The organism is Hymenobacter norwichensis DSM 15439 (assembly GCF_000420705.1).
Classification (GTDB): Bacteria; Bacteroidota; Bacteroidia; order Cytophagales; family Hymenobacteraceae; genus Hymenobacter; species Hymenobacter norwichensis.
Map to the genome: position 1 here is coordinate 262,647 of NZ_ATVL01000006.1, position 22,925 is coordinate 285,571.

Annotated in this window: 24 protein-coding genes and 1 pseudogene; 12 read left to right on the forward strand and 13 right to left on the reverse strand. The window is 55.8% G+C overall.

From position 1 onward, the window contains the following. Positions 1–167 precede the first annotated feature (167 nt). Both G536_RS25865 and G536_RS0102235 read right to left on the reverse strand, forming a co-directional pair. Positions 168–1,064 carry an alpha/beta fold hydrolase gene (locus G536_RS25865; protein ID WP_211223310.1) on the reverse strand — a complete coding sequence of 299 codons (897 nt, stop codon included), beginning with the start codon at positions 1,062–1,064 and terminating at the stop codon, positions 168–170. Between the two features lie 152 nt (positions 1,065–1,216). After that, positions 1,217–1,762 (reverse strand): fasciclin domain-containing protein, encoded by a 546-nt coding sequence (locus G536_RS0102235; RefSeq protein ID WP_022821951.1) that lies wholly within the window; start codon positions 1,760–1,762, stop codon positions 1,217–1,219. Positions 1,763–1,976: 214 nt separating this feature from the next. On the opposite strand from G536_RS0102235, the gene tssD (G536_RS0102240) reads away from it, so the two are divergent. The 7 genes and pseudogenes from tssD (G536_RS0102240) to nfi all read left to right on the forward strand — a co-directional run bounded on the left by tssD (G536_RS0102240) (position 1,977) and on the right by nfi (position 5,489). Next, positions 1,977–2,945 carry a type VI secretion system tube protein TssD gene (gene tssD / locus G536_RS0102240; protein ID WP_022821952.1) on the forward strand — a complete coding sequence of 323 codons (969 nt, stop codon included), beginning with the start codon at positions 1,977–1,979 and terminating at the stop codon, positions 2,943–2,945. Positions 2,946–2,951: 6 nt separating this feature from the next. Beyond that, positions 2,952–3,221, forward strand: coding sequence for a hypothetical protein (locus G536_RS0102245; protein ID WP_022821953.1), 270 nt, complete (start codon positions 2,952–2,954; stop codon positions 3,219–3,221). A gap of 2 nt (positions 3,222–3,223) precedes the next feature. Beyond that, positions 3,224–3,454, forward strand: a complete 231-nt coding sequence (tssD, locus tag G536_RS0102250) for a type VI secretion system tube protein TssD (protein WP_281170596.1) — start codon at positions 3,224–3,226, stop codon at positions 3,452–3,454. Between the two features lie 171 nt (positions 3,455–3,625). Further along, the gene (locus G536_RS0102255) at positions 3,626–4,066 is read left to right on the forward strand and encodes a zincin-like metallopeptidase toxin domain-containing protein (RefSeq protein ID WP_157530336.1); all 441 of its coding nucleotides are present in this window, start codon (positions 3,626–3,628) and stop codon (positions 4,064–4,066) included. 17 nt (positions 4,067–4,083) lie between these two features. Then, positions 4,084–4,341: a PepSY domain-containing protein gene (locus G536_RS31985; protein WP_022821956.1), complete on the forward strand. Its 258-nt coding sequence runs from the start codon at positions 4,084–4,086 to the stop codon at positions 4,339–4,341. A 20-nt stretch (positions 4,342–4,361) separates the two neighbouring features. After that, positions 4,362–4,787, forward strand: coding sequence for a toxin-antitoxin system YwqK family antitoxin (locus G536_RS0102260; RefSeq protein ID WP_022821957.1), 426 nt, complete (start codon positions 4,362–4,364; stop codon positions 4,785–4,787). Between the two features lie 15 nt (positions 4,788–4,802). After that, positions 4,803–5,489: pseudogene (gene nfi / locus G536_RS32665) on the forward strand (deoxyribonuclease V). 242 nt (positions 5,490–5,731) lie between these two features. On the opposite strand, the gene G536_RS0102270 reads toward nfi, so the two are convergent. Both G536_RS0102270 and G536_RS0102275 read right to left on the reverse strand, forming a co-directional pair. After that, positions 5,732–6,127, reverse strand: coding sequence for a response regulator (locus G536_RS0102270; protein ID WP_022821958.1), 396 nt, complete (start codon positions 6,125–6,127; stop codon positions 5,732–5,734). Between the two features lie 7 nt (positions 6,128–6,134). After that, positions 6,135–7,559: a sensor histidine kinase gene (locus G536_RS0102275; RefSeq protein WP_022821959.1), complete on the reverse strand. Its 1,425-nt coding sequence runs from the start codon at positions 7,557–7,559 to the stop codon at positions 6,135–6,137. A 228-nt stretch (positions 7,560–7,787) separates the two neighbouring features. Between G536_RS0102275 and G536_RS0102280 the strand changes: the two genes are divergently transcribed. The 3 genes from G536_RS0102280 (at position 7,788) to G536_RS0102290 (ending at position 10,063) form a co-directional block, all read left to right on the forward strand. Beyond that, positions 7,788–8,102 carry a hypothetical protein gene (locus G536_RS0102280; protein ID WP_022821960.1) on the forward strand — a complete coding sequence of 105 codons (315 nt, stop codon included), beginning with the start codon at positions 7,788–7,790 and terminating at the stop codon, positions 8,100–8,102. Between the two features lie 236 nt (positions 8,103–8,338). Next, positions 8,339–8,683 carry a hypothetical protein gene (locus G536_RS0102285; protein WP_022821961.1) on the forward strand — a complete coding sequence of 115 codons (345 nt, stop codon included), beginning with the start codon at positions 8,339–8,341 and terminating at the stop codon, positions 8,681–8,683. Positions 8,684–8,848: 165 nt separating this feature from the next. Beyond that, positions 8,849–10,063 (forward strand): acyltransferase family protein, encoded by a 1,215-nt coding sequence (locus G536_RS0102290; protein WP_071837649.1) that lies wholly within the window; start codon positions 8,849–8,851, stop codon positions 10,061–10,063. A 17-nt stretch (positions 10,064–10,080) separates the two neighbouring features. Here G536_RS0102290 and G536_RS0102295 read toward each other — a convergent pair whose 3' ends face one another. Together G536_RS0102295 and G536_RS0102300 are read right to left on the reverse strand one after the other, a co-directional pair. Further along, the gene (locus G536_RS0102295; RefSeq protein WP_051166860.1) at positions 10,081–11,106 is read right to left on the reverse strand and encodes an ABC transporter ATP-binding protein; all 1,026 of its coding nucleotides are present in this window, start codon (positions 11,104–11,106) and stop codon (positions 10,081–10,083) included. Between the two features lie 82 nt (positions 11,107–11,188). Continuing rightward, the gene (locus G536_RS0102300) at positions 11,189–11,794 is read right to left on the reverse strand and encodes a DUF4136 domain-containing protein (RefSeq protein ID WP_022821964.1); all 606 of its coding nucleotides are present in this window, start codon (positions 11,792–11,794) and stop codon (positions 11,189–11,191) included. Positions 11,795–11,956: 162 nt separating this feature from the next. Between G536_RS0102300 and G536_RS0102305 the strand changes: the two genes are divergently transcribed. Continuing rightward, positions 11,957–12,664, forward strand: a complete 708-nt coding sequence (locus G536_RS0102305) for a hypothetical protein (protein ID WP_022821965.1) — start codon at positions 11,957–11,959, stop codon at positions 12,662–12,664. Positions 12,665–12,668: 4 nt separating this feature from the next. Here the strand turns inward: G536_RS0102305 and G536_RS0102310 are convergent, their stop codons facing one another. Further along, the gene (locus G536_RS0102310) at positions 12,669–15,116 is read right to left on the reverse strand and encodes a TonB-dependent receptor plug domain-containing protein (protein WP_084708454.1); all 2,448 of its coding nucleotides are present in this window, start codon (positions 15,114–15,116) and stop codon (positions 12,669–12,671) included. 291 nt (positions 15,117–15,407) lie between these two features. Here G536_RS0102310 and G536_RS0102315 point away from each other — a divergent pair, with 291 nt between their 5' ends. Beyond that, a complete protein-coding gene (locus G536_RS0102315) occupies positions 15,408–16,406 on the forward strand; it encodes an aldo/keto reductase (protein WP_022821967.1) in 999 nt (332 codons plus the stop codon). 81 nt (positions 16,407–16,487) lie between these two features. On the opposite strand, the gene G536_RS0102320 is transcribed toward G536_RS0102315, so the two are convergent. From G536_RS0102320 to tatA, 6 genes are all read right to left on the reverse strand, one after another. After that, the gene (locus tag G536_RS0102320) at positions 16,488–17,195 is read right to left on the reverse strand and encodes a DsbA family oxidoreductase (protein ID WP_022821968.1); all 708 of its coding nucleotides are present in this window, start codon (positions 17,193–17,195) and stop codon (positions 16,488–16,490) included. Between the two features lie 120 nt (positions 17,196–17,315). Beyond that, complete coding sequence (locus tag G536_RS0102325) at positions 17,316–18,329, reverse strand: fatty acid desaturase (RefSeq protein ID WP_022821969.1); 1,014 nt, start codon at positions 18,327–18,329, stop codon at positions 17,316–17,318. A gap of 155 nt (positions 18,330–18,484) precedes the next feature. Beyond that, positions 18,485–20,503: a LysM peptidoglycan-binding domain-containing protein gene (locus tag G536_RS25875; protein WP_022821970.1), complete on the reverse strand. Its 2,019-nt coding sequence runs from the start codon at positions 20,501–20,503 to the stop codon at positions 18,485–18,487. A 15-nt stretch (positions 20,504–20,518) separates the two neighbouring features. Further along, on the reverse strand, positions 20,519–21,961 hold the full coding sequence (gatA, locus tag G536_RS0102335; RefSeq protein WP_022821971.1) for an Asp-tRNA(Asn)/Glu-tRNA(Gln) amidotransferase subunit GatA: 1,443 nt from the start codon (positions 21,959–21,961) through the stop codon (positions 20,519–20,521). 14 nt (positions 21,962–21,975) lie between these two features. Continuing rightward, positions 21,976–22,401, reverse strand: a complete 426-nt coding sequence (locus G536_RS32950) for a twin-arginine translocase TatA/TatE family subunit (protein ID WP_022821972.1) — start codon at positions 22,399–22,401, stop codon at positions 21,976–21,978. Positions 22,402–22,416: 15 nt separating this feature from the next. After that, a complete protein-coding gene (gene tatA / locus G536_RS0102345) occupies positions 22,417–22,644 on the reverse strand; it encodes a twin-arginine translocase TatA/TatE family subunit (RefSeq protein WP_022821973.1) in 228 nt (75 codons plus the stop codon). Positions 22,645–22,925: the final 281 nt, after the last annotated feature.

A 22,925-nucleotide genomic window follows, 5' to 3' on the forward strand; every position in this document is an offset into this window, starting at 1 on the left:
ATTGGTTGTAATTACAAATATGAGTATTTGCTATATGACTAATTCTTATCCTTTGCCCATCTAGCCTCTCCAATTACTGCTATAATAGCTGAATTGTTTGCATATATAAAGAAGCCCCCGACCATACAGCCGGGGGCTTTGCGTTTATCTACTGTCAGAAGCGGTGGCTACTCGGCGGCTTGGTGGGCGGGGGCGCTGGCGGCCGAGGAGGCGGTTTCCCGGCCGGTTACCGACAGAATCAGCTGCACGGTTTCGGCGGGCTGGTCCCAGTGCGGGAAGTGGCCGCAGTGGTCGAACCAGTACAGGGCGGCATCGGGGAAGGCGGCGGTAGCGCGGCGGGCCTGGCTGGGGAAGCACACTCGGTCTTGCCGGCCCCACCCAATTACCAAGGGATGCCGGATGCTGCCACGCGGAGCGCCTTCCTGCTTTTTGCCGTAGGCTAGGTCGCGCAGCAGCTCATCGAAGATAGGAGTGTGCACAAAACTGCGCAGCTCGGATAGCGCCACCGCGGCGGGCACGCGCCACGGCCGCGCCGAAAACTGCGCCAGCAGCAGCGTCCGCCCCGCGGTGTTGGCCGTGAGAGCCGACAGCGCCGGCTCTACCGCCCGCAACAAGCGCACCGAGCCTGCCACCGAGTAATAGAAGAACTGAATCTGCCAGCGCCGCCAGAACCCGCCGGGGTCGAGGGCTACTACGGCGCCTACCGTGCCGCGCCGGGCCAGTTCCAGCACCATGCGTGCGCCCATCGAGGAGCCCACGCAGGCTATGCCTTCCAGTTGTTGGGCGCGGAGCCAGTCGGCTACGGCGTCGGTGAGGGCGTAGAAGGTGTTGGGGCCGGGGAGCGGGGGCGTCTGGCCGTGGCCGGGCAAATCGATGGTTATTACTTCGTGGTGGGCGGCCAACTCGTCGAGGATGGTGCTCCAGGAGTTGCTGGTTCCGCCGAGGCCGTGGATGAGCAGGAGCGGTTTGCCGGAGCCGTGGCGGGTGTGGTGCAAGTGCATAGGTGGCGTGGGGTAGGGGTGGAGTGGTTGCCGGTGCCCAGCGAGGTGCTGCAAGCCGGGCACAGGCAACGGTTGAGGTAGTAGTACGTGGGCGCTGGCTAAACAGCTACCGCACAATGCCTCTGCACTAGGGAGCTGCTGTGCTGGGCGGTATCCATAAAAATAGGCCGCCCGATACCGGACGGCCTATTTCTAAAGTGACAGTGAACCCCGTATTACTTAGCAGGCATCAGCACCGTGTCAATGGAGTGCACCACGCCGTTGGTGGTTTTGATGTCGGCTTGGGTGACGGTAGCCGTGCCGCCTTTGGCATCCTTGAGAGTGACGGTACCGCCTTGCACGCCCACGGTCAACGATTCGCCTTGCACCGTTTTGATTACCTGCCCGTCTTTAAGGTCGGCGGCCATTACGCTGCCGGATACCACGTGATAGGAAAGTAATCCGGCCAGTTTCTTCTTGTTGGCAGGCTGGAGCAGCGTGGCAACCGTACCGGCCGGTAGCTTATCGAAAGCGGCATTATCAGGTGCGAATACCGTGTAAGGACCAGCTCCTTTGGCTTTGTCGGCCAGGCCGGCCGCTTGCAGCGCTTTGAGCAGGGTAGTGTGGTTGGGTGAAAGCGCCGCGCTGGCTGCTAGGTCTTTGCCAGTGGAGGCAGTAGCGCTCTTGGCGGCTGGCATAGCGGTTTGCGCCGAGGCAGTTTCCGTGGTGCTTACGTACAACAGGGCAGCCAACAGAACCGGGAACAACGTTTGCTTTTTCATAGATGGTGAGAACGGAGTAGTGAAATATGCGTGTGAAATAACACCCACACTATCAGAACACTATTCACTGCCAATGTTCTTTGAATGCCAGAATCTTGTTAGTATTCACTGCCCGCTGTGTCGGGTTGGCAGCCGGCATCACTAAGCCAGTGTAATAGCTGGGCTGTATGGCTTTTCCGTATATCTTGGCTGCCGTTACTTATCCTATGCGTTGATGCCTATACTACACGCCGAAATTCAGGTTGGGGGCCGGCAAGTGCCCTTTGTAGCCGGCTCGTTCTCCTTCTGGCAAATCACCGACTACGAAGGCCGCCCCAGCACCGACGTGCGCCTGGGCCTCATTGAACTGACCTTAGTAGGAGAGGCCGCCACCTGGGGCTTTTGGGAAGAGTGGATGCTCGACCCGCACCGCCGCCAGAGTGGCCGCCTGATCTTCTTCCAGAACGAAGACCAGAAAGCCAAAACGGTTATCTTCTACGATGCCTTTTGCGTGCATTACACCTGCCGCTTCGATGCCCGCGGCCAGTACGGTCAGGGCTCGTTTGAGGTAGAACTCAACCTGTCGGCGGCGGCCAAGGAAGTGCAAGGCCAGTTCTCGGAAGCCCACAGCGTCATCCCTTGGGATGCCGACCAAGACACCCGTTACCGCGCCCTCACCAAGCCCACGGAGTACCTGCCCTCGGCAGCCCTGGCAGCTAAGGCAACTACTGAGCTAGCGCCAACTGATTGGGTAGAGAAAAACCAATGGTCCAATAAACCCCGAAGCGGGGAAGGATATAAAGGTGGACGTAAATTAAGCCGTAAAGAACTGCAACGATTTCAAAGGCATCTTCTATCCACCTATGGTGTGCAGATGGAAATTGTACGCAAGGGCTCTGAAATTGAGAAAAAGATGAATGAAGCAGGTGGTCAGGCTGGATTCATGGCTAGCACTCGTAAAATTTATGTGCGAAAAGGGGCAACTCATTATGAAGTCAGTCATGAAATGTATCATGCCGAGCAATGGCACCAGTTAGGCAGTGAAGCGTACAATCAGCAAACTCGACTGGAGAAAGAAACTTACGTTTACAACCAGTTGATGGCAAAAGAGCAGGGGAATATTACGGCTGAGCAACGCCAAGACGCTACCGATTACATCAACAGATTGCGAAAGAAGCAAGGTCTGTCAGAAATCATTTCTTAACTACTTATGCCTAAACTAACAGCGAACCAAGCCATTGCTATTGCTAAAGAAACTTTTCAGCGGTATGGCCTTACTTACGATGCCCAGGAAGGGCTTGCCGCTCAATTCACTGATGTAACGACAGGTGCTACCACCGACACGCCTGCGGCCTACTGGTGCGTCTCCTACGTTAGTGAGCCGGGCGTATTTGAACAGCACGACTTTTTCATGTTTATAGCCGATGATACTGGCCGGATGCTTTATATTCTAGGTCCGCATGGCAAGCTGCGCCTTTAGCTATAACCCGCCCGAGCACCGACGTGCGCCTGGGCCTGATCGAGCTGACCTTAGTAGGGGAGGCCGCCACCTGGAGCTTCTGGGAAGAGTGGATGCTCGACCCCCACCGCCGCCAGAGTGGACGCCTGATCTTCTTCCAGAACGAGGACCAGAAAGCGAAAATGGTTATTTTCTACGATGCCTTTTGCGTGCATTACCAATGCCGCTTCGATGCGCGCGGCCAGTACGGCTAAGGCTCATTTGAGGTAGAACTCAACCTGTCGGCGGCTGCTAAGGAAGTGCAAGGCCAGTTCTCGGAAGCGCACAGCGTCATCCCCTGGGATGCCGACCAAGACACCCGCTACCGAGCACTGAGCAAGCCGGCAGAGTACCTGCCCTCAGCAGTACTTAGAGCGCGGCCAACTATGCCTGTTGTTACTCCAACGGACTTCATGCGCTTTGACAAGGAAAAAAAGCTTTTCGCTGAACGTCCGCAAAGTGCCCGCACCGGTTATCTAGGTAGTGCGAGACTCAGTAGAATAGAGTTGAAAAACCTCTCTCAAAAGCTGGCGGCAATCAAAGTTGATTTGATTATTGATAAGAAAGGAGTGCTACCCAGTTTTGCTCGTGCTGGCTTTGATCCAGCCTTGGGTAAAATGTATTTACGCAAAGGAGCTACTCATTTTGAAGCGTTTCACGAAACCCAACATGCCGAACAATGGGCTGCTTTGGGCCAAGCTGCTTATCAGAAACAAAGCCGATACGAACGTGAAAAATACGTTTTCGACAAGATTGTTGACCATCAGCACTTGTTTTCCAAGTCTGAAATGGTTGCAGCAACTAAGTACATTGAGTCATTGAGCTAAATAAATCGTCGTACCACATGAACAACCTACTCACAGAGCAAGAAGCTACGCGGATTGCACTAGATGCGCTGCAAAAAAGAGCCATTCCATTTAGGGAACAAAGCATAGTCGGGAAATTGCTTGCTCACCAAGATGCAGTGTCCTATCCAGTGTGGCGCATTTCGCTTGATATTCCAATGCCTTTAGGTATGCAGGATGAATATTTCACTGTTGAAATTAACGCGCAATCCGGTGCAGTTATCGGTATCATCACGCCTACCGGTAGTATAGTTTAGTATGTGAGTTGTATACCCGCATGAATCCTGAGAACAGAATAGATTGCGACGAATTAGATTTCCACTACAGCCCCAATGGAGTGATATGCCTGTGGGGAGACCAGCCCTTCACGGGCGTTGGGGTAGAGCTGTATCCGGATGGCAGCCTACAAGCCGAATCCGTTTTCCGCAAGGGCATTGATACGCAAGCAGGTAGCATATGGTACCCGGCAGGCCAGATCAAGCGTCGTTCCGTAGCTGACGAGGTGCCCCATACGCTGCACGTTACGGAATGGTACGAAAACGGTACCCTCAAAAGCCACACAACGTATGAGCACGGGGTTAAGATAGCCGAGCAAAGCTGGGACGCCCACGGTATACAGCTTACTGATTTACGAATCACAGAGCACGATGAGTACTATACCATCTTGCGGTTGTACCGGGCTAAAAACAGTCCTCCACCCTGAATCAGTAATTCTCTTATGCTTAGCGTCCTCTCTGCCGCCGACCAAGCCGCCGCTGAACAGGAGCAGCGCCACCTGGCGGCTCTCGTTGTAGCTCACGACCAACTCCCCACTGCCATTAAAACTGTGGCGGGTGTAGATGTAGCCTACTCACCACACAGCGACTTGTTAGTGGCGGCCGCTGTGTTACTGGATGCCACCAGCCTAGAAATTCAACACACGGCTATCGTGCAGCAGCGGGCTACCTTTCCTTACGTTCCGGGTCTGTTTTCCTTCCGCGAGTTGCCCCCCATTCAGCAGGCCCTAGCACAGCTACCCAGGTCTCCTGATCTGGTAATCTGCGACGGGCAGGGGGTGGCGCATCCACGCCGCTTTGGGTTGGCTTGCCATCTGGGCGTAACTACCGGATTACCTACTATTGGCTGCGCTAAAACCAGACTGGTGGGTTAATATCACAGTTTGGAGCCGCTAAGAGGCAGCACCGCCGAACTGATATTGGATGGAGAAATAGTAGGACAAGCGGTGCGCACCCAGTCCTGTATCAACCCAGTGTTCGTGTCGGTGGGGCATAAGGTTTCGTTGGCTACGGCTTGCTACTGGGTGCTGCGTTGTGCTCCGGCCTACCGCCTGCCCGAAACCACTCGTGCCGCCGACCACCTCGTCAACCAAGAGCTTCAGCGCCTGCTGAACATAGGTGCCTCGTAGCCACCCGTGTTGATAGCCTTTTTTTAGGCAACACGCCGAAACTTAGGTTGGGGCCAACAACTGCCGTTTGTGGCCGGCTTGTTCTGGCAACTCCCCGCCTATGAAGGCCACCCGAGCGCCGATGTGCGCCTGGTAAAGCTGTTGCCAAGCGCAGCTTCAGAGTGCCCGGTTAAGCCCCTAGCTTAAAACGACGGCCATTTATTCGTTACTAGGCTATTGCAAGCCATGCAATGTCCGTGGTTCTAGCTTGTTTGCTCTGCTACTTCTGCCCAAATAACGCGTAGCATCTGGCTATCCATTGGCTTATGAATCAGGCCTGACACCAACGAGTAGTCTTTGGTTTTAGTGGCATCGGCAGTGGCAAGCGACGAGGTAAGCACGTAGATATGGCACCGGTGGGCTAGCTGCTGCTCGTATGGCTTCAAAGCTTCCAGAAACTCCCAGCCATCCATCACTGGCATATTCAAGTCCAGAAAAACGATGGCAGGCACCCGATCAGGAAGGCTCTGCTGGATGTAGCGTAAGGCTTCTTTTGCTGTAAAAAACGAATGAATATTACTCGAAACCCCCTCACGCTTTAGCAGCATTTCCGTCAGAAACACGCTGGTCGAGTTGTCGTCAATCAGTAGAATATCCATGTGGTGCTTAGCGTAGGTGGATAGTGAAACGGGTGCCTACTCCCTCGTGGCTGCTAACCGAAATATGCCCGCCCATAGCCTCCACGTGTGTTTTGACTAAGTACAGACCCATGCCACGGCCAACGTGCTGTGAGTGAAACCGTTTGTAGAGCTTGAATACATCCGCCCCGGCCTTCTGCAAATCGAAGCCCGAGCCGTTGTCGGCGAAGGTAACCACAATGTTCTGCTCGGAACTGCTCACTGCTTCAATCTGCACTTGCAACGACCGTGAATCGGCACGGTACTTAATGGAGTTGGAAAGCAGATTGAAGAAAATGCTGTGGAGATAGGCACGGTTGCCATGCACGCGCAAAGTATCAGGCACGGCTATCTGGAGGGTGCCCCGGCATTGCTTCAGAGGCGCATCCAGGGTTCGGCAGGCCTGCTCAATTACATCCAGCAGCGGCACTTGCTCGGGCGCTACCACATTGTGGTTGTCGCGGATGGTGAGGATGGTATTCATGTCCTGCAACACGGTGTCCAGTTGATGAGCGTTGAGTTGCAGATGCTGGCGAGTTTGTTGAAAATCAGTGGAATTGGGCTCTAGCGAGGCCAGCAGGTCCACTAGCCCCATAATATTGGCTAGGGGCGCGCGTAGGTTGTGCGATACGATGTAGGTGAACTGCTGCAAATCGTTGTTCTGCCGGTACAGCTCTTCGTGGGCTTTCACCCGGTCGGTAATGTCGGCAAAGTAGACTGACAAGCCCTCCTCCGATGGAAACGCCTTTACATCGAACCACATCTGTAGCCGCTCGAAAAAGCCTTCGAAATGCACTGCCTGCTGCGTGTGCAGCGCTTGCACATAATGCTGATAGAAAACGCCGTTGCTTTCCTCCGGAAATACGTCCCATAGGCTCTGGCCCATAACAGCAGCCCGCTGTACGTTCAGTACCCGCTCCGTTTCACTGTTGAGGTAAGTGAAGCGCCAGCTGTGGTCCACCAGAAAAAAAGCGTCGGTAATGGCTTCAAATACAGTGTTGAGCTTTTGGGCTTGTTGCTGGATAAGTAGCTGCGCAACCGTTACGTCAGTAATATCTCGGAATACGACGTGTATTCCTGTTACCTCGCCATCCGTCATTAGTGGCACCTGCGTTATATCAAACTGCCGCGGTGGTAGGCTATCAAATTGCACGTCGGTGTCGAAACGCACCGTTTGGCCTTGAAATGCTTCCGCTAGCTTCTGCTGAAATAGGGCGCGCTTGTTGGGCGGCAAAAAGTCCGACAAAGGCCGGTTCAGAACGTGCCCTTTGGGTTTGTCGATGTGGGCAAAGAATGCCCGGTTCGCATCTAGGATAGTGCCAGCATTGTTCTGAAACAGCACCAAGTCTGGGTTATTATCGAATAGCGAGCGGAACCGTTGCTCGTCTAGTAGAAACGATGTATTAGTATCCATATACGCGGCAATAGTAACTCAGGCGCTTTACAGATACGAAACTACTGGCAGTTTGTATGTGGGTGCCCAGCAATTAGGCTGGCGTACATTGTTATAATGCGCTGCACCTGCGGCCAAAGCCCTATGCCAGGATATTATCGCCTGGCGTACGAACACTGGCTTGCGGCTTCACGTATGCTTACCGAGAGCCAACATCCGGTGATCGTTCCCTCACTTATTCACTCCGCTATGAAAATCGTATTTGCTTTCGCCGCCGCTTTGGCCTTGAGTGTAACTGCCTCCTTCGCTCAAACTACCACACCAGGTAGCACGCCCACCGTAAACGGCAACACCAGCCCCCAATCTGCGCCACCAGCGCAAGGATCTGGCTCACTGGGTACATTGCCCGCTAGCAACACTCAACCCGCCAGCGATATGCCTGCCCAAACCACGGCGGGTAGCGCGAGACGCTCCGGCAAAATGAAGGGCAATAAAGACATGGACAAAGCCCGAACCAAGAAAACCAAAATGAAGTCCAGCACTACAACTACTAGCCCGCAGTAAGTGCGAGCACCTTGTATACTGATTGCACAAAAAGGGTGGCCTTGTACAAAGGCTACCCTTTTTTTTGCGTCTGTACCCAAACGCTTTCTTGCGAAAGAACCTTTTAAAAGAGCGTTGCCCGACTGCTTAAGAACCGATGCAGGCGCTAGACGCTTTGCAATAAAACCGTTGATTGACCCCGCTACATAACCCGGCGGCGCGTAAGAAATCCGGCAGTTTGCAGTAGCTTGGCGGCCATGAAGCAACTTACAGTGCTAGCCGTATTGGCGTTGTCTGCCTGCGGACACGCCGATAAATTTCGGTATCCGGTGGTCGTAACGGCGGAAACAGCCGCTATTTACATGCAGCCCGATACCTCCGCGTACACCCGTATTCTGATTGTGAAACGCGGCGACACCATCGACCTAAAATCGGCCGCGGTGAATGGGCTGTATACGGTGGCACCCAAGCCGGGCGGGGAGCTGTTTCCTAAGCACAGCGCCAAAGGCTTCATTGACAGCCGCTTTGTGCAAGTGCCAGACTCCACGCTGCGTGCCTCGGAAGACCCCCGCTTTCCACGCGGCGGCAAAGCAGCCAAGTAATATACCTCTGTAGCTGCACTGCCTCAACTCAGGCTACTTCCTTGGCCGACTCCCGGCTTTGGTTTATGCTCACCACGCGTTGTTGGCTGCGGAGTGAAGCGGCCTACTAAGCTAGCGCATTGTCGGGCTGGCTTACTGCATCGTTTCACCTAGCCTTTGTTTAGGGTGTCTGCTTCCACTAGTTCTGCTCATTCGTCGCACACCCTACATTACCTCGACGGTATTCGGGGCTTAGCGGCAGTGGTGGTGGTAGTGCATCACCTGGCTAGCATATTCTACCCTGCACTCATCACGGCCGACCCGCACGCTATCCGACTTGGGAGCTGGGAGCTACTGGTAGCGGGTGGTCCGCTCAATGTATTGTTAGGGGGGCATTTGGCGGTGTGTTTGTTTTTTGTGCTGAGTGGAGTGGTGCTCAGCGAGCAGTATTTCCGTACTGGTCAGTTGGCGGCCATACGCTCACAAGCAGCACGGCGCTATGTGCGGTTGGTGGTGCCAGTTGGATTTTCGGTGCTGCTAGCAACTGGCTTGCACTGGGCCGGAGCGTTTCGGCATGTGGAGCTGGGCCAGCAACTCGGCAACACGTGGCTGTCGGGCTTCTGGCAGGAGCCGCTCGGCACCGGCTGGGAACTGGCCCTCGACGCGTTAGTGCGCGTACCGCTCAATGGCGAAGCTAAGTACAACCCCGTTCACTGGACGCTCAACACCGAGTTAGTTGGGTCTTACTTTGTATTCGCTTTTCTCGCTCTATTCGGTGATTTTCGGCGGCGCGGCTGGCTCTACGGGTTTATGCTGGTGGTACTGCACTTCTCCAACCTTAGCTTCTACCTCGCCGCCTTTACAGTGGGCATAGCTCTCAACGACGCCCGCCATCATATCACTTGGCTCGTGGCGGTGCGGCGCTACCGGCGGGTTGTGGTTGGGTTACTGTTGCTGGCGGCTGTATTGCTGGGTTCATTTCCGCAGGCCGGGTTCATAGAAATAGAAACTACGCCTTACCGTTTGCTAGAGCCAGACTGGCTCACGCACGACCGGGCCATGCAACTAGCGCACATTTTGGGGGCAGCGGCTTTCATTGCGGCAGTTACTGCTTCAGGCACACTGCGGCGCATCCTCGGGGCCCGGTGGTTGCGGTGGCTAGGGAGTATTTCGTTTTCGCTGTATCTGCTGCACTTTCTGGTTATTGCCACCTTCACCAGCGCCCTATTCTTGGCGTTGCCTTCTCAGATTAGCTACCATGCTGGCGTGGCGCTGAGTTTACTGGCAACGGTACCCGTGTTATTGCTGCTGGCGTGGCTGATGTACCGGCTGATTGATTTGCCAGGCATTAGGCTGGCCCGGTGGCTATACCAGCGCCTATTTCAGCGCCTCGGTGCGTAGCGAACCTAGCCAGCATTTCACATAAACCATCCGCCCGCAGCCGCCACCGAAACGTATGTAAGAGTACCCGCTGCCAATGCTGCGGTGGTACGCACCAGTATTTGCGTGTCCAGTACCTGCACATCCACTTCCGAGTAGCTCCCAAAAAACCGAGTAGCCACCACGGTGCCGAGCACGCCGCCGTTGTCGGTGGCACTCAGTATCAGCTGCTCGGGCCTAACTAATAGGCGCTTGTTTGCTTGGCGGCTGGCCTTAATGCCACTGAGCTTGGCAAACGCCTTGGCTGCTGGTCCGCTCAACAAGTTATAGTCGCCGAACAGGCCGGCGGCATACTCGTTTACGGGGTGATTGTAAATCTGAACTGGGGTGCCCTGCTGAATGAACTGGCCGTTCTCCAGTACCAGCAGTTCCTCGGCCCAGGAAAGCGTATCGGTAGGGTCGTGCGAAATCAGCAGACAGGTGATGCCCAACTTGTCGCCGATGTCTTGGATAACAGCTTTCAAAACGGCCTTATGTACCCGGTCGAGGTTGGAGAATGGCTCGTCGAGCAGTAGCAACTTAGGTGCCGTGAGCAGCAGCCGGGCCAAGGCAATACGCTGCCGTTCGCCGCCGGAAAGCTGGTTGGTTTGGCGCGTAGCCAAGTGGCTGATGCGGCATACCTCGAACAGGGTAGGCACGTCCAGCGTCCCAAACCGGTTGGCGTAGCGTAGCACCTGTTCCACCCGCAAAAACTTCGGTAGCTCGAAGTGCTGCGACAAATACGCAATGCCCGGATGACCCGGCATGAGCTGTTCGGTGGGGCCTTTTACCCGGTCGCCTTCAAACCGGACCTCGCCGCCAGTAGGCTGAATCAGGCCCGCTATAATTTGAAGCAGGGTGCTCTTGCCCGCGCCAGTAGCACCTGCAATAGCCAGCCTCTGAAATTGCCGTTGCGTGAAGCTTACCTCCTGCAAGGCCGAAGCACCCTTTTCCTGCAACGAAACACAGGACACGCTCAGCCAGCTGTGAGAGCCAGCCGGAAAATCGGGAGTTGAATTCTGCACCCCCAAAGGTAGTAGTAAACAACCGCCCCCGCTCAGCAACTGAACGGGGGCGGTAGGGCAATTGCGTAAGGCAGAAAGCCAGCTAGTTTTTTTCGCCGACCGGAAACTTGTCGAGGATGTCCTTGGCAGCTTTAGCGAATTCGGTACCGATGTTGGCTGGGTTGCCTACCGGGTCGGCCACTGAGCCGCGCCACACCAAGTTGTGGGTGCGCGCATCTACAAAGTCCAGGATCATGGTGCCTTCCTGGTAGGTTTCGGTGCGGTAGCCGGTGTTGTAATACGGCGACGAATAGAAATAGCCGTAGTTGATGGGCAGAAACCGGCCCCGGTACGACATGGCGTAGGGGTATGCAAAGCCAGTAGCCGGCGGGTTGGCTACCGTGCGCTCGGCCTCTTCAATGTAGAGATGATAAGTGAGGTAGAAATCGGGCTTGGTACGGCCCTGCGCCTGCCGGATACCGCGCTTGGACAGCTCCGAGCTGATGGCACTCTGAATGATTTCGTCGTTGAGGCTACTTTTGTAAATGGGATTCTTGGAGTCGGCTGATTTTACGTCGGTTTTAGCCCAGTCGTAGGTGCGGTAATTGCTGAAGTCGACGCCCGGTTTTTGTTGAACAGTTACGGCCGGCGAGCAGGCACTCAGCAAGCCGATCAGCAGCAGAAGTGCTGCGTGCAAAGTGGTTTTCATAGCGGTGGTGAGGAGTTGGGGTGATGTACTCTTCACTATACCGCTGATTTAAAAGGTTAGTTACAGCCGAGGTAGTAGCAATAAGAGGTGAAAATCAACAAAATTTGTGCGTTGACTAGTAGCTGTATACAACCACTTTAGGCTTGCAACCCTCTTTGCAGTATGCAACGCGTTTTACTACTCTTTCTGGCCGCCACGCTTACTTGCTGCGCCCCCGGCCGCTTCACTACCAGCACCCTCAACCAAACGGCCCTAGCCGCACACCGGACCGTGGCCATTCTGCCTTTTGACGTAGAGCAGGACCGTATCCGGCTCAGCGACATCCGGTTTCCGGGGGCCGATACCACGCTCACCGCTCAGCAGCGTATTCAGCAGGAATGGACTGCCAAGCAGCAATGGGAAGGCCGGCACGTAGCCTATCGGTTGCAGGAACTGTTCTACGACCAGCTTCAGGCCCAAAAGCCCGCCCGCGGCTACACCGTGCAGTTTCAGGACGTACGCGAAACCAACCGCCTGTTGCAGCAAGCCGGTATCACCTACGAAAACCTGCCTGACAAAAGCCTGGAGGAAGTGCGGAAGGCGCTAGGAGTCGATGCCATTTTATCGGGCGAAACCCTGCTATTTCAGCCGTTGCCCAATGGGGTAGGGCTGGCAGCACGCATCCTGCTCAACGAGCCGCTGTTGGGTAACCAGTCCGTTATTCCGGCCAGCGAAGCTACAACCAGCCTCACGCTCTATGACTGCCGCGAAAACCAACTGGCGTGGCGGCTGGACTTCCAGCGTACCGGCAACAATGCCCTCAAGCCCGAGCGCCTGGCCCAGAACCTGGTGCGGGCCGCCATGCCCAGCTTTCCATACAGCCGCCGGTAGCCACCTAGCGGCTCTGGAACTGCGCCGTACCGTGGCCCGGTGAGCCCGCCGCCGATATGCCTTCAAGGGTGAGGCGGTAGGTGCCCGCTTCGTCGGAAGTGTAGAACGAAACGGTGGTTTGGCCGCTGGCGTCGGTACGCACGTTGGGGTTCCAGTACAGCGTGGCGCTGCGGAAATCAGGTACGTTGGCGTTGCGGTTGGTAGCGTAAGTGGGAGCGTAGAACTCGCGCACTTGGTAGTAACGCGGCATCAGGTAGGTTTGCATGTTAGGCGAAGGTGGGTCGTTGGAGAAGTCATAGTCGGGGTTGCCTCGCTTGGTGAAGATGGCAATAACGCCCCCGCCCCCTCGGGAGCCATAAATAGCCGCCGATGGGCCCTTCAACACCTCCACACTTTCCACGTCCGTTACCGGAATGCTGTTGAGAATGTCGAAATCCATTGTAATGCCGTCCACCACAATAAGTGGAGTGCCCTGGCCCCGAATTTGAGCCTGCATATTAAACCCGGAGCCGGTAATGGTGAGGCCGGCCACTCGACCCTGCAACAGCTGCAACACATTGACGTAGCTGCTGGCCGCCGGAATGTCTTTGGTTTTGATTACCACATCGGCCTGCCCATAAATCCGGCGTAAGTCAGGCTGCGGGGCACGGCCCTTCACGGTTACATTGCCCAGCATGATGGTTTTGGCATTGGGGCTGTATTGGCGTTCTACCACCTGCTGGCGCCGGCTACTGGCCAAGTAAGGCGCTTTTTCGGGGGTGGTTTCGGGCAGCGGCCGAACCGGCGTTTTGTCGATTTCCACTAGGCGCCGGTCGAGCTTGATGGTGGGGTTGCGCAGCCCTTTCCGGCCTCGCACCTGCACCAGCATCCGGGTACTGTCGCGCCCCGAGAAGCCAGCAAACAAAAAGCGTCCCGCCGAATCGGTGGTAGCTTCGGTGATATCCGAGCCCGAGCCAAACCGGAACAACGACACCGTAGCTCCGGCAGCGGGCACCTGCTTGTTGTTGAATACCTGTCCGCTCAAGCTCAATAGCTGCTCTAATGGATAGGGATAGTCCCCGAACTTATTGGCCAACAAAGGCTTCCAGGCAAACCGCCGCCAGCCTTGGGTAAGCAGCAGATTGTCAAGGGCCTGCCGGGTTTGGGCCGACTGGTTGCGGAAATAGAAACCGGGCTGCTCCACGCGCCCATGTAAGTCGGAAGTCAGCAGCAGGTAGGTGCGGATATCCGTAGCACCGGAGTCGAGGGGTACCAGCGCGGTACTGTTTACGGCCAGCGCAAACTGCCCGGCCGCAGGCTGCCCGGCCTCGTCGGTGACACCCACGCGAAGCGTTACCTTTTCCCGAAGGCCGTAGCTAGGCTTGTCGGGTTGCAGGCTGACCCGTAGGCCGGGGTTGTTGTCGGTGAAAACAAGCCGCTCGCAGCGTGCTACCTGTTGGCCATCAAAGAGTGTAAAATGCACCACTCCGCCTGGAAACCGTTCCTGAGGGATACTAGTGGAAAAGGTGCCGCCCGACTTGATTTCGCCTTGCCCGGCGTACACCACCTGGCCCCGCACATGGCCCACTACCGTAATGCGCTCGGCCGGCGCGTTGGGGGGCAGCTTGCACTGAATGGCTATCCGATAAACCGGCCCCAACGGCAGCACCCGCATGGTAATACCTGTGGGTTGCACTGCTGGCAACTCGTGCCGGATGCGTTGGCCGTCGGGTTGGCGCACAATGGCGGTATAGCGCCTGCCGAGCTCGGGCTGTAGCTGAAAACGCCCCATTCCCAAGTGCTGGCTGCTGAATTCGGCTACTTGCTTGCCTGTATCGTCTTGCACAGTGCCTTGAATGTTCACACCTGCGCCATAGGTGTCGGTGGCTTTGAAACCAACGGTGCTGCCCAAGCCGGCTACAAATTGCCCCCCTTCTGGGAAGAACTGTACATCCAGCCACTTGGATTCGGGCTGTGTTGTGGTGGGAGTGGCTCGGCGGCGGGGCTTGGCTGGCAATGCATCCGTGTTGGCCCATACTTTCAGCGAGCGGCTGAAAAAATAGTTGGGGCCGGCGTTGCGCATCCAGCTGGTATAGGCACGTACTGTATACGTTCCCTGCGTGAGACTATCGGCCAGTTGAAAGTCGCCGGGAGCGGTGCCGTTTTTCAGCTCTAGCATCCGCTGCTGCACTACTTTCTGGTTGGGCGCAATTAGGTCGATGTACAGCACACGGCTGAGGGTATCGGGGCGGTGGGCATTAGCTTCCACCACATAGGCCTTGAACCACATGATTTCACCTACCGCATAAGTGTCCTTATCGAACTGGACGTAAGCTTTTTCGGGATAGGTGCTGGCGTAGAATCGAGTCAGCTGCCTCGTTATCTGCTGGATAAATGCGTCGGGTTGCCCTTGGAAAGCCGCCAATAGCAAACCAAAGCCTAAAAGCACGCATACAATAAGATGACGTCGCATAAGGGAGAATAGGGAGGGAAATAAAAGGCGCAGTGCCCTAGTGTAAGACGCACGCCGGCACCGAAATAGCAAGGGTGCCTAGTAGCTACTGGTTCTACGGCTGTAGCGCCGGTTAAGACGCCCTTATTTCACTTGTTGCCCCAATCCTATGCCTGCTGCTCTGGCGGGCTGGAAACTGCACCTCAGAGTAAGCTGCGCCGTAACCTTGGCCCCAGCATTGGGGTATTTACAGCTCCCAATAACTCACGACCAGCAAATAGGCTGGCCGTTTCTAAGCAGACAAACAAACCGATGGAATACAGAAAGTTAGGAAATTCAGAAGTTGAAGTTTCGCGTATCACGTTTGGTAGCTGGGCCGCCGGCGGCTGGATGTGGGGCGGTACCGAACAGAATGATGCAGTGGGCGCTATCCGGGCCTCTTACGACCTAGGCGTAACCAGCATCGACACGGCGCCCATCTACGGCATGGGCCTGAGCGAAGAAATTGTAGGCGAGGCCATTAAGACCTTGCCCCGCGACAAAGTGCAGATTCTAACCAAGTTTGGCATGCGCTGGGACTTGGCTAAGGGCGACTTTGCCATGAAAACCAAAAACAACGACGGTCAGGACATCGACGTGTACAAGTATGCCGGCCGCGACAGTATCATCAAAGAGTGCGAAGACAGCCTGCGCCGCCTCGGCACCGACTACATCGACCTGTATCAGCAGCACTGGCCCGACGTGACAACGCCCATTGACGAAACGATGGAGGCTGTGAGCCGCCTGATTGAGCAAGGTAAAGTGCGCGCCGCCGGAGTCAGCAACTACTCGGTGGCCCAAATGGAGGAGGCAGAGAAGACGCTACACATCGTATCCAACCAGGTGCCATACAGTATGTTGCGCCGCGACATTGAGCAGGATGTGCTGCCATATTGCCTCAAGCACGACAAATCCATTCTGGCCTACAGCCCTATGCAGCTGGGGCTACTGACCGGCAAAATCAAGCCCGGCCAGCACTTCGACGACAGTGACCTGCGCGCTACCAACCGCCTCTTCACACCCGAGAGCGTAACCCGCGTCAACGAGTTTCTGGAGAAAATCCGGCCGCTGGCGCAAAGCAAGAATGCTACGTTAGGCCAGTTGGTACTCCGCTGGACCTTGGCGCAGCCCGGTATTTCGGTGGTGCTGGTAGGAGCCCGCAACGCCGAACAGGCCATCCAAAACGCCCGCGCCGTTGACTTCGAGCTGGTAGCTCACGAGGTGGACTTCATTACTGAGCGGCTAGAACAGATGCAGACACAAACGGCGTAATGCCCCCAGCTAGCTGCAACTGAAAAACAAAAACGGCTGCCCCGCAAGGGGCAGCCGTTTTTATGGGCAAGCTAAGGCGGCCTAGCAGTTGCCGTTGATGTCGCAAGAGGCACCCTCAGAGCCGGCTAGTTGCACGGGTTGGGGCCGGGCCTCTTCCCACACTTTCTCCAGTACTTCCTGAAACAGCTCCGTCGGCTGCGCGCCAGACACGGCGTACTTGTCGTCGAACACGAAGTAAGGCACGCCACGCACCCCAATCTGGCGCGCCTGATACTCGTCGTGCCGTACTTGCTGCTCGAAGGCGTCGGAAGCCAGCAGTTGCTCTACTTCAGCGGCTGGCAAGCCCAGCTCACTGCCGATGCGGGCTAGCGTGGGTACGTCGTTGATGTCGAGGCCTTGTTCCAGATAGGCTTTGAATAGCCGTTCTTTAGCCGCATCCTGGTGGCCGTGCTGCTCGGCCAGGTGCACCAGGCGGTGCGCCCGCAACGAGTTGGCCGGTACAGCCCGGTCGAAGTCGAAGGTTAAGCCCTCTTCTTTGGCTGATTGGGCCATGTTGGCGCTCATCTGGCGGGCCCATTCTTCGGGCTTGCCGTACTTAGAGGCCAGCATGGCGTATTGGCTAACGCCGGGGGTAGGGTTGGCATTAGGGTCTAGCTCGAAGCTGCGCCATTTCACTTCCACCTCGTTAGCGTGCGGAAACTTAGCCAAGGCCTTTTCCAGCCGCCGCTTGCCGAGGTAGCAGAAGGGGCACAGAATATCAGACCAGATTTCGACTTGTATCTTTTTCATGAGCGAGGATTTCGGAATATGGCGTTTATAAGCAAGAATCAACGCGAAAGGTTTCGCCGGAAAATAAAACGCCCTCAGCGGACAGGCTGAGAGCGTTTTGCTTAATGGTAAGCTAGAGCATTAAGCTGAAGCGCCTTCCACCAGCTGTTTATCGGGAATGGAGCGGTCCTGAAGTGTGGCATGGCCACGACTGCGGCGCGTAATACGTGAGAAAAGGCTGATTTCTTGGTCGAAGAGGAACGTGAAGAACAGCTTGGTATATGAGCGGTGGTGCAGCAGCGGCTCATAGAATTCGGGTGCCACGGCCTTGAGGCGGGGGAGCTTGTTCCACGGAATCGAGGGCATGTCGTGGTGCTCGTTGTGGTAGCCTACGTTCAGGTTAATGCCGTTCAGCGGGCCGTAGTAGCTGTACGTTTCCTGCCGGTCGTCGAGGGTAAGATAGTGCTCCTGAATCCAGCGCGCACCCAGCGGATGCAAGCCCACCGAAAACCAGAAGCTCAGAAACAGGTAGCCCAGCGCCGGCCAACCGAAGAAATACACAATAGCCGCATCGAAAGCCAACTGCGCCACAATGTTGGCCACCACGTATCGGTCGAAAACGGCCACCTCGCGGCACCGAATGGTGCGGACAACCTGGAACAGCGGGAAAAAGAACAGCCACACTGCTTTCCCAAGCGAGTAATTTTTAATCAGCTTGGCCTCGTACCAATCAGGCAAATCGGCATCCAGCTCGTGCACACCCTGAAATACGTGGTGCTTGATGTGGAAATTCTTGAAGGAAACAGCCGTGGGTACTACCGACGCGAAGTTGGCCACAATACCTACCGCCACGTTCTGCCATACCTTTCGGAAAACCAGGTTGTGCGCCGCCTCATGGATGACGACAAACAGCGTGTGCGAGAAAAACGCCCCTACAAAGTAGGCCGCCAGTGCTATAATGTACCACGGCTCATGGCGTAGAAACACTGCCAGTAACACTTGCGCTGCCACACACGCTACCCCAATCAGAGCCGTGGCGGGAGTGCGCGTCATCAGCTCTTTCACCTCTGGGTGGGCTTTCACAATCTGGCGGGTGCGTACCCGGTGCGGCTCCGGGGTTTCTACCAGAACGAACGTATTAGCTGTTGAAGCCATCAGGAAGCGTAATAGCAAGAAGTAAATAGAATCCCAAAGCTACACTTAGCAGCCAGAAATCTGGGCTTCTGGCCGGCAGCAATTTGGTACTGTGAAAGCCAAGCCGCTGCCGAAAGGTTTCCGGTTGGCCCTCTACTTCAGGTCTACGCTGAAATTTACCGGGCTACAATAAGCTTCTGGCCAGGCTTTACCTCATCGGAAGTGAGGTGATTAAGCTGCTTGAGCTGTTCCACCGTTACGCCCTGGTAACGGCGCGAAATATTGTAGAGCGTATCGCCAACCTGCACGAGGTGCACTTTCTTGATGGCTGGCTGCGCAACCGGCTGCGGCTTGGCGGTAACTTGTGCGGCGCGGCTAGGTTTCTGCGGAGCCGGTGCCGGAGTTTCCTCACTTGTATCCTCCTCCTCAACTGGGGCCGTGAATACCAGCTTTTGGCCGGGCGCTACCGTACTGGACTTGAGCTTGTTCCACTCCATTACCTGCCTTACGCTCAAGCCGCGTATTTCAGCTATCCGGCTCAGATAATCGCCTTTGCGCACCACGTATTCGGTAGGCAGGCTGTCGTCGGTCACCGAGTTTTCAACAGCTTTTACGGCTTCCAAAGCCGGCACAATAGTAGTAGCAGGAGATACCCGAGCAACTTGAGTGGGCTCTTTGCTCACGGCTACCGGTTCTTCCGTTGCTGAAGCCGCTACCACGCTGGAGGCCAGTCCTCTGCTAGGCCTAGCTACCGGCGAAGTGAGTTGCGCAGGTACCTTGAGTTTGCTGTTGGCTGCTAATGCTGTTCCAGCAGGTGTTGGGCGCGTAACTGGTGTAGTAACTGGCACAAATACCACTAGTTGCCGACCAGAAGTCAGTGCCCGGCCCTTGCGTAGGCCGTTCCAGCGGTTAATCTGGGCAGTGCTCACCTCATAGCGGTTGGCCACAGAAGCTACCGTTTCGCCGCGGCGTACTTTGTGCTGCATCCGCCGGAAGCGTGGCGCTGGTGTTTCAGTTTGTTCGCGTGGTGCGCCTTCTGCCAGCATCGAGCGGGATGAGAAAGGCTCCGTACCGAACACGCGCGGCATTATCGGGGCCAGCAACTGTGGTTGGTCGATACGAGGCTGGCAATAGTCAAATAGCGTAGCCCGGTCAACCATAGCTAGTTGAGGCCGAGCTGTGGCTGGCACTTGTACTGCGTAGGAGCGGTAGCCAGCCGGCAACCACGGCTGCCGCAACTCAGGATTGTAATGATGCAGCGCCAAGGAGTCGTCGAAGCCACAAGCTTGGCTCAGGCGCCGCAAATCCAATGCCCGGCCGTTGAGTTGCAAGGTATCGGTGGCTTCGGCGTAGCGGTATTTCAGCTCAGGCGAGTGCAACTGATGCGCCTGCGCGTACTTCATTGAGTACATGATGGCCGTGAAAGTCGGCACGTAATTGCGCGTTTCCCGCGGTAGGTTGGGATACAAGTCCCAGAAATTCTTTTTGCCAGTGCGCCGCATCACGCGCTGCATGCTGCCCGCGCCCCAGTTGTAGGCTGCCAGCACCAATTCCCAATCGTGAAACACACCGTACAGGTAGCGTAGGTGCTTGCAAGCAGCTTCCGTCGATTTCTCAGGGTTCATCCGCTCATCCACCCACTCGTCGCGCCGTAGCCGAAGGTCGCCAGCCGTGGGGCCCATGAACTGCCACAAACCGGTAGCGCCTACGTGTGACTTGGCCGTTGGAATCAGGGCCGATTCCACTACGGCTAGGTATTTCAAGTCAACGGGTAAGTTGTACTTGGCCAGATACTTCTCGAACAGCGGAAAATATACGTTTTCCCGCTCCAGCACCCGTTGCATGTACTTACGGTTGCGCTCCGTGAATAAGGTCACGAACGACATTACCGACGGATTGAAAGCGTGCGGCGCGTCGGTTTCAAAGCAGCCTATCCGGTCACCTACTAAGTCGCGCAGCTCGGGTGGGGTTTGCAGCCACGCCAGCCGCACCGAATCAACGGGTGTGGGCGCGGCTACCAACGAATCGGGTAGCAACAGCGGCAACTCCAGCACTTGAGTGGAATCGTTGGGACTGCTGGGGCGAGGTACTTCTGGAGTCCGGGCGGGCAGCGTCTGGCCCACTGAGGGGCAGGCCAGCGCAGTTAGCACAAGAAGGGCAGAAGCAACACGAACCGGCAGCAGCAACTTTTTCATCGATCCACCAGAATGTTAGGGCAGAGCCGGAGTGAGAGTTTCGGTTAGGGACTTGGCAAACGCCAGCAAGTGTTCTTCGCGGAATGCGCCGCTTATCACCTGCAAGCCGATGGGCAACCCTGCGGAGTCGGCACCGGCCGGCACCGACAGCGCCGGCAATCCAGCCAGTGAAGCCTGCACCGTAAAGATATCCGCCAAGTACATAGAGAGGGCATCCTTGGTATTCTCGCCAATGCGGAACGCCGTGGTAGGAGCTGTAGGCAGGATTAGGAAGTCGTACTGGCGTAGCAATTCGTCGGTTTTTTCTTTGATTAAACGCCGAACTTGCTGGGCTTTAGTATAATACGCATCATAATAATCTGCCGACAGCACGAACGTACCTAGCAGAATCCGGCGCTGCACCTCGGAGCCGAAGCCCTGCGAGCGGGTCTTCTTATACAACGATTCTAGGTCGGTAGCATCGGGGGCACGGTAACCGTACTTCACCCCATCAAAGCGGCTCAGGTTAGAGCTGGCTTCGGCAGTGGTCAAGATGTAATAGGTTGGCACCATGTAGTCGAGGTATGGAAAATCCACCGCATCAACTACGTGGCCCTGGCTGCGCAATCCTTCTAAACTGGTTTCTAGCGCCTCTTTGATTTCCAGGTTCAGGCCTGGCCGTTCCACTGCGTCGCGGATGTAGCCAATACGGTAATGTGGCGCAGCTTCCAGCAGTTGGCTATAAGCGGGAACTTCACGCTGGCTAGCGGTACTATCGAAGTTATCGGCGCCAGCCATTACCTCTAGCAGTAGCGCGGCATCATCTACCGAGCGGGTGAGCGTGCCAATCTGGTCGAACGACGATGCGTAGGCTACCAGGCCGTATCGCGAAATGCGCGAATATGTAGGCTTGAACCCAACTACACCGCAAAAAGCTGCTGGCTGCCGCACCGAGCCACCCGTATCCGAGCCAATCGACGCCAAACACATATCAGCCTGTACTGCTACGGCCGAGCCACCCGACGAACCGCCCGACACCCGCTCTTCATCCAGCGCGTTGCGCACCGGCCCAAAGTACGACGACTCATTGGAAGCACCCATGGCAAACTCGTCGCAGTTTTGGCGGCCAATGAAAATGGCGTCCTCATCTAGCAGGCGCTGCACTGCCGTAGCCGTGAACAACGACTTAAAACCGTCGAGAATATGGCTGCTGCTTTGCAGAGCGTGGTCTTTGTAAGCCAGTACATCCTTTAGCCCAATAACCATACCTGCCAGTTTGCCTGCTGTACCAGCAGCCAACTTAGCATCTACGGCATCAGCCTGGGCACGCGCTTCCTCGGGCCATACTTCCAGAAAAGCATTCAAGCGGCCGTTCCGCCGCTCGATGTTATCTAGGTAATATTCCACGAGCTGACGACAGGTTGTGGTGCCTGCCGTCAGCTCGTTACGAACTTCCGTGAGAGAATGAAAGAGTCTCAAATCAAAGGAAATAATTAGGACATTTGGTCAAGACGGGGCCGTTCAGCCGACGTCGGGGCAGCGTGGTTGGCGCTGGCAGGTTGGGCTACGGGCGGGGTATACGTGGTGCCGGGCGAAGAATACGTAGGCTCGGTTTGCATGTATGCATCGTCGGGCAACTGCTCTGGAGCGGGGTCAGATACATGGTTCGAAACCGGCGGAGCGGGCGCAATATAGTTCTGGTTGAACTGCTGCTGATATGGTTGTTGCTGTGGCTGGTCGGCGTTTTCAAATTCGCTCCGAATTTCTCGGGAAGCGTCTTTGAACTCCCGAATACCTTTGCCTAAGCCCCGAGCCAACTCTGGAATTTTATTGGCTCCGAAGAATACGAGGATGGCAACCATGATGAGCAGCATCTCGCTGCCCCCGATGTCGCCGAGAAACAAAAGTGGCGTCTGCATAGTCGTCTAGGAGAGTTAGTAGCGAGGCTGGTTAGGCTCGTTAGGATTGCGGGGAGGATTCTGGTCGCGGTATTCTGGCTTTTCCTCTTTGGAAGCATCCTTAAACTCGCGGATACCCTGGCCCATGCCACGGAATAGCTCCGGGATGCGCTTGGCACCGAACAACAAAATAATGGCGAACAGGATCAGCAGAATTTCAGTCGTACCGAAGTTGCCAATCAGGAAAAGCGAGGAAAGCTGCATAGAAGAAAGCCGGAGGGGCTGATTTGAAATGGAAAGCCTGAGATACGCATACGGAACCAAATCAGGATTGGTAAAGATACCCCATAATTTTAAAATGGTTGGCTGCCCATTTTCCTGAACAATGGAAAAGGAAGGCAATCTACTATTAGATTATGATGCGTAGATGAAGCGCAGCCTATCCTGATTTCCGGCGGTTTCATCGTGGTTAACCAGGTATTGATAGGGCGGAATTGTATGTTCACCGTTTTAGGCTTCTCTTTGTAGAATATTACTATCCCCAA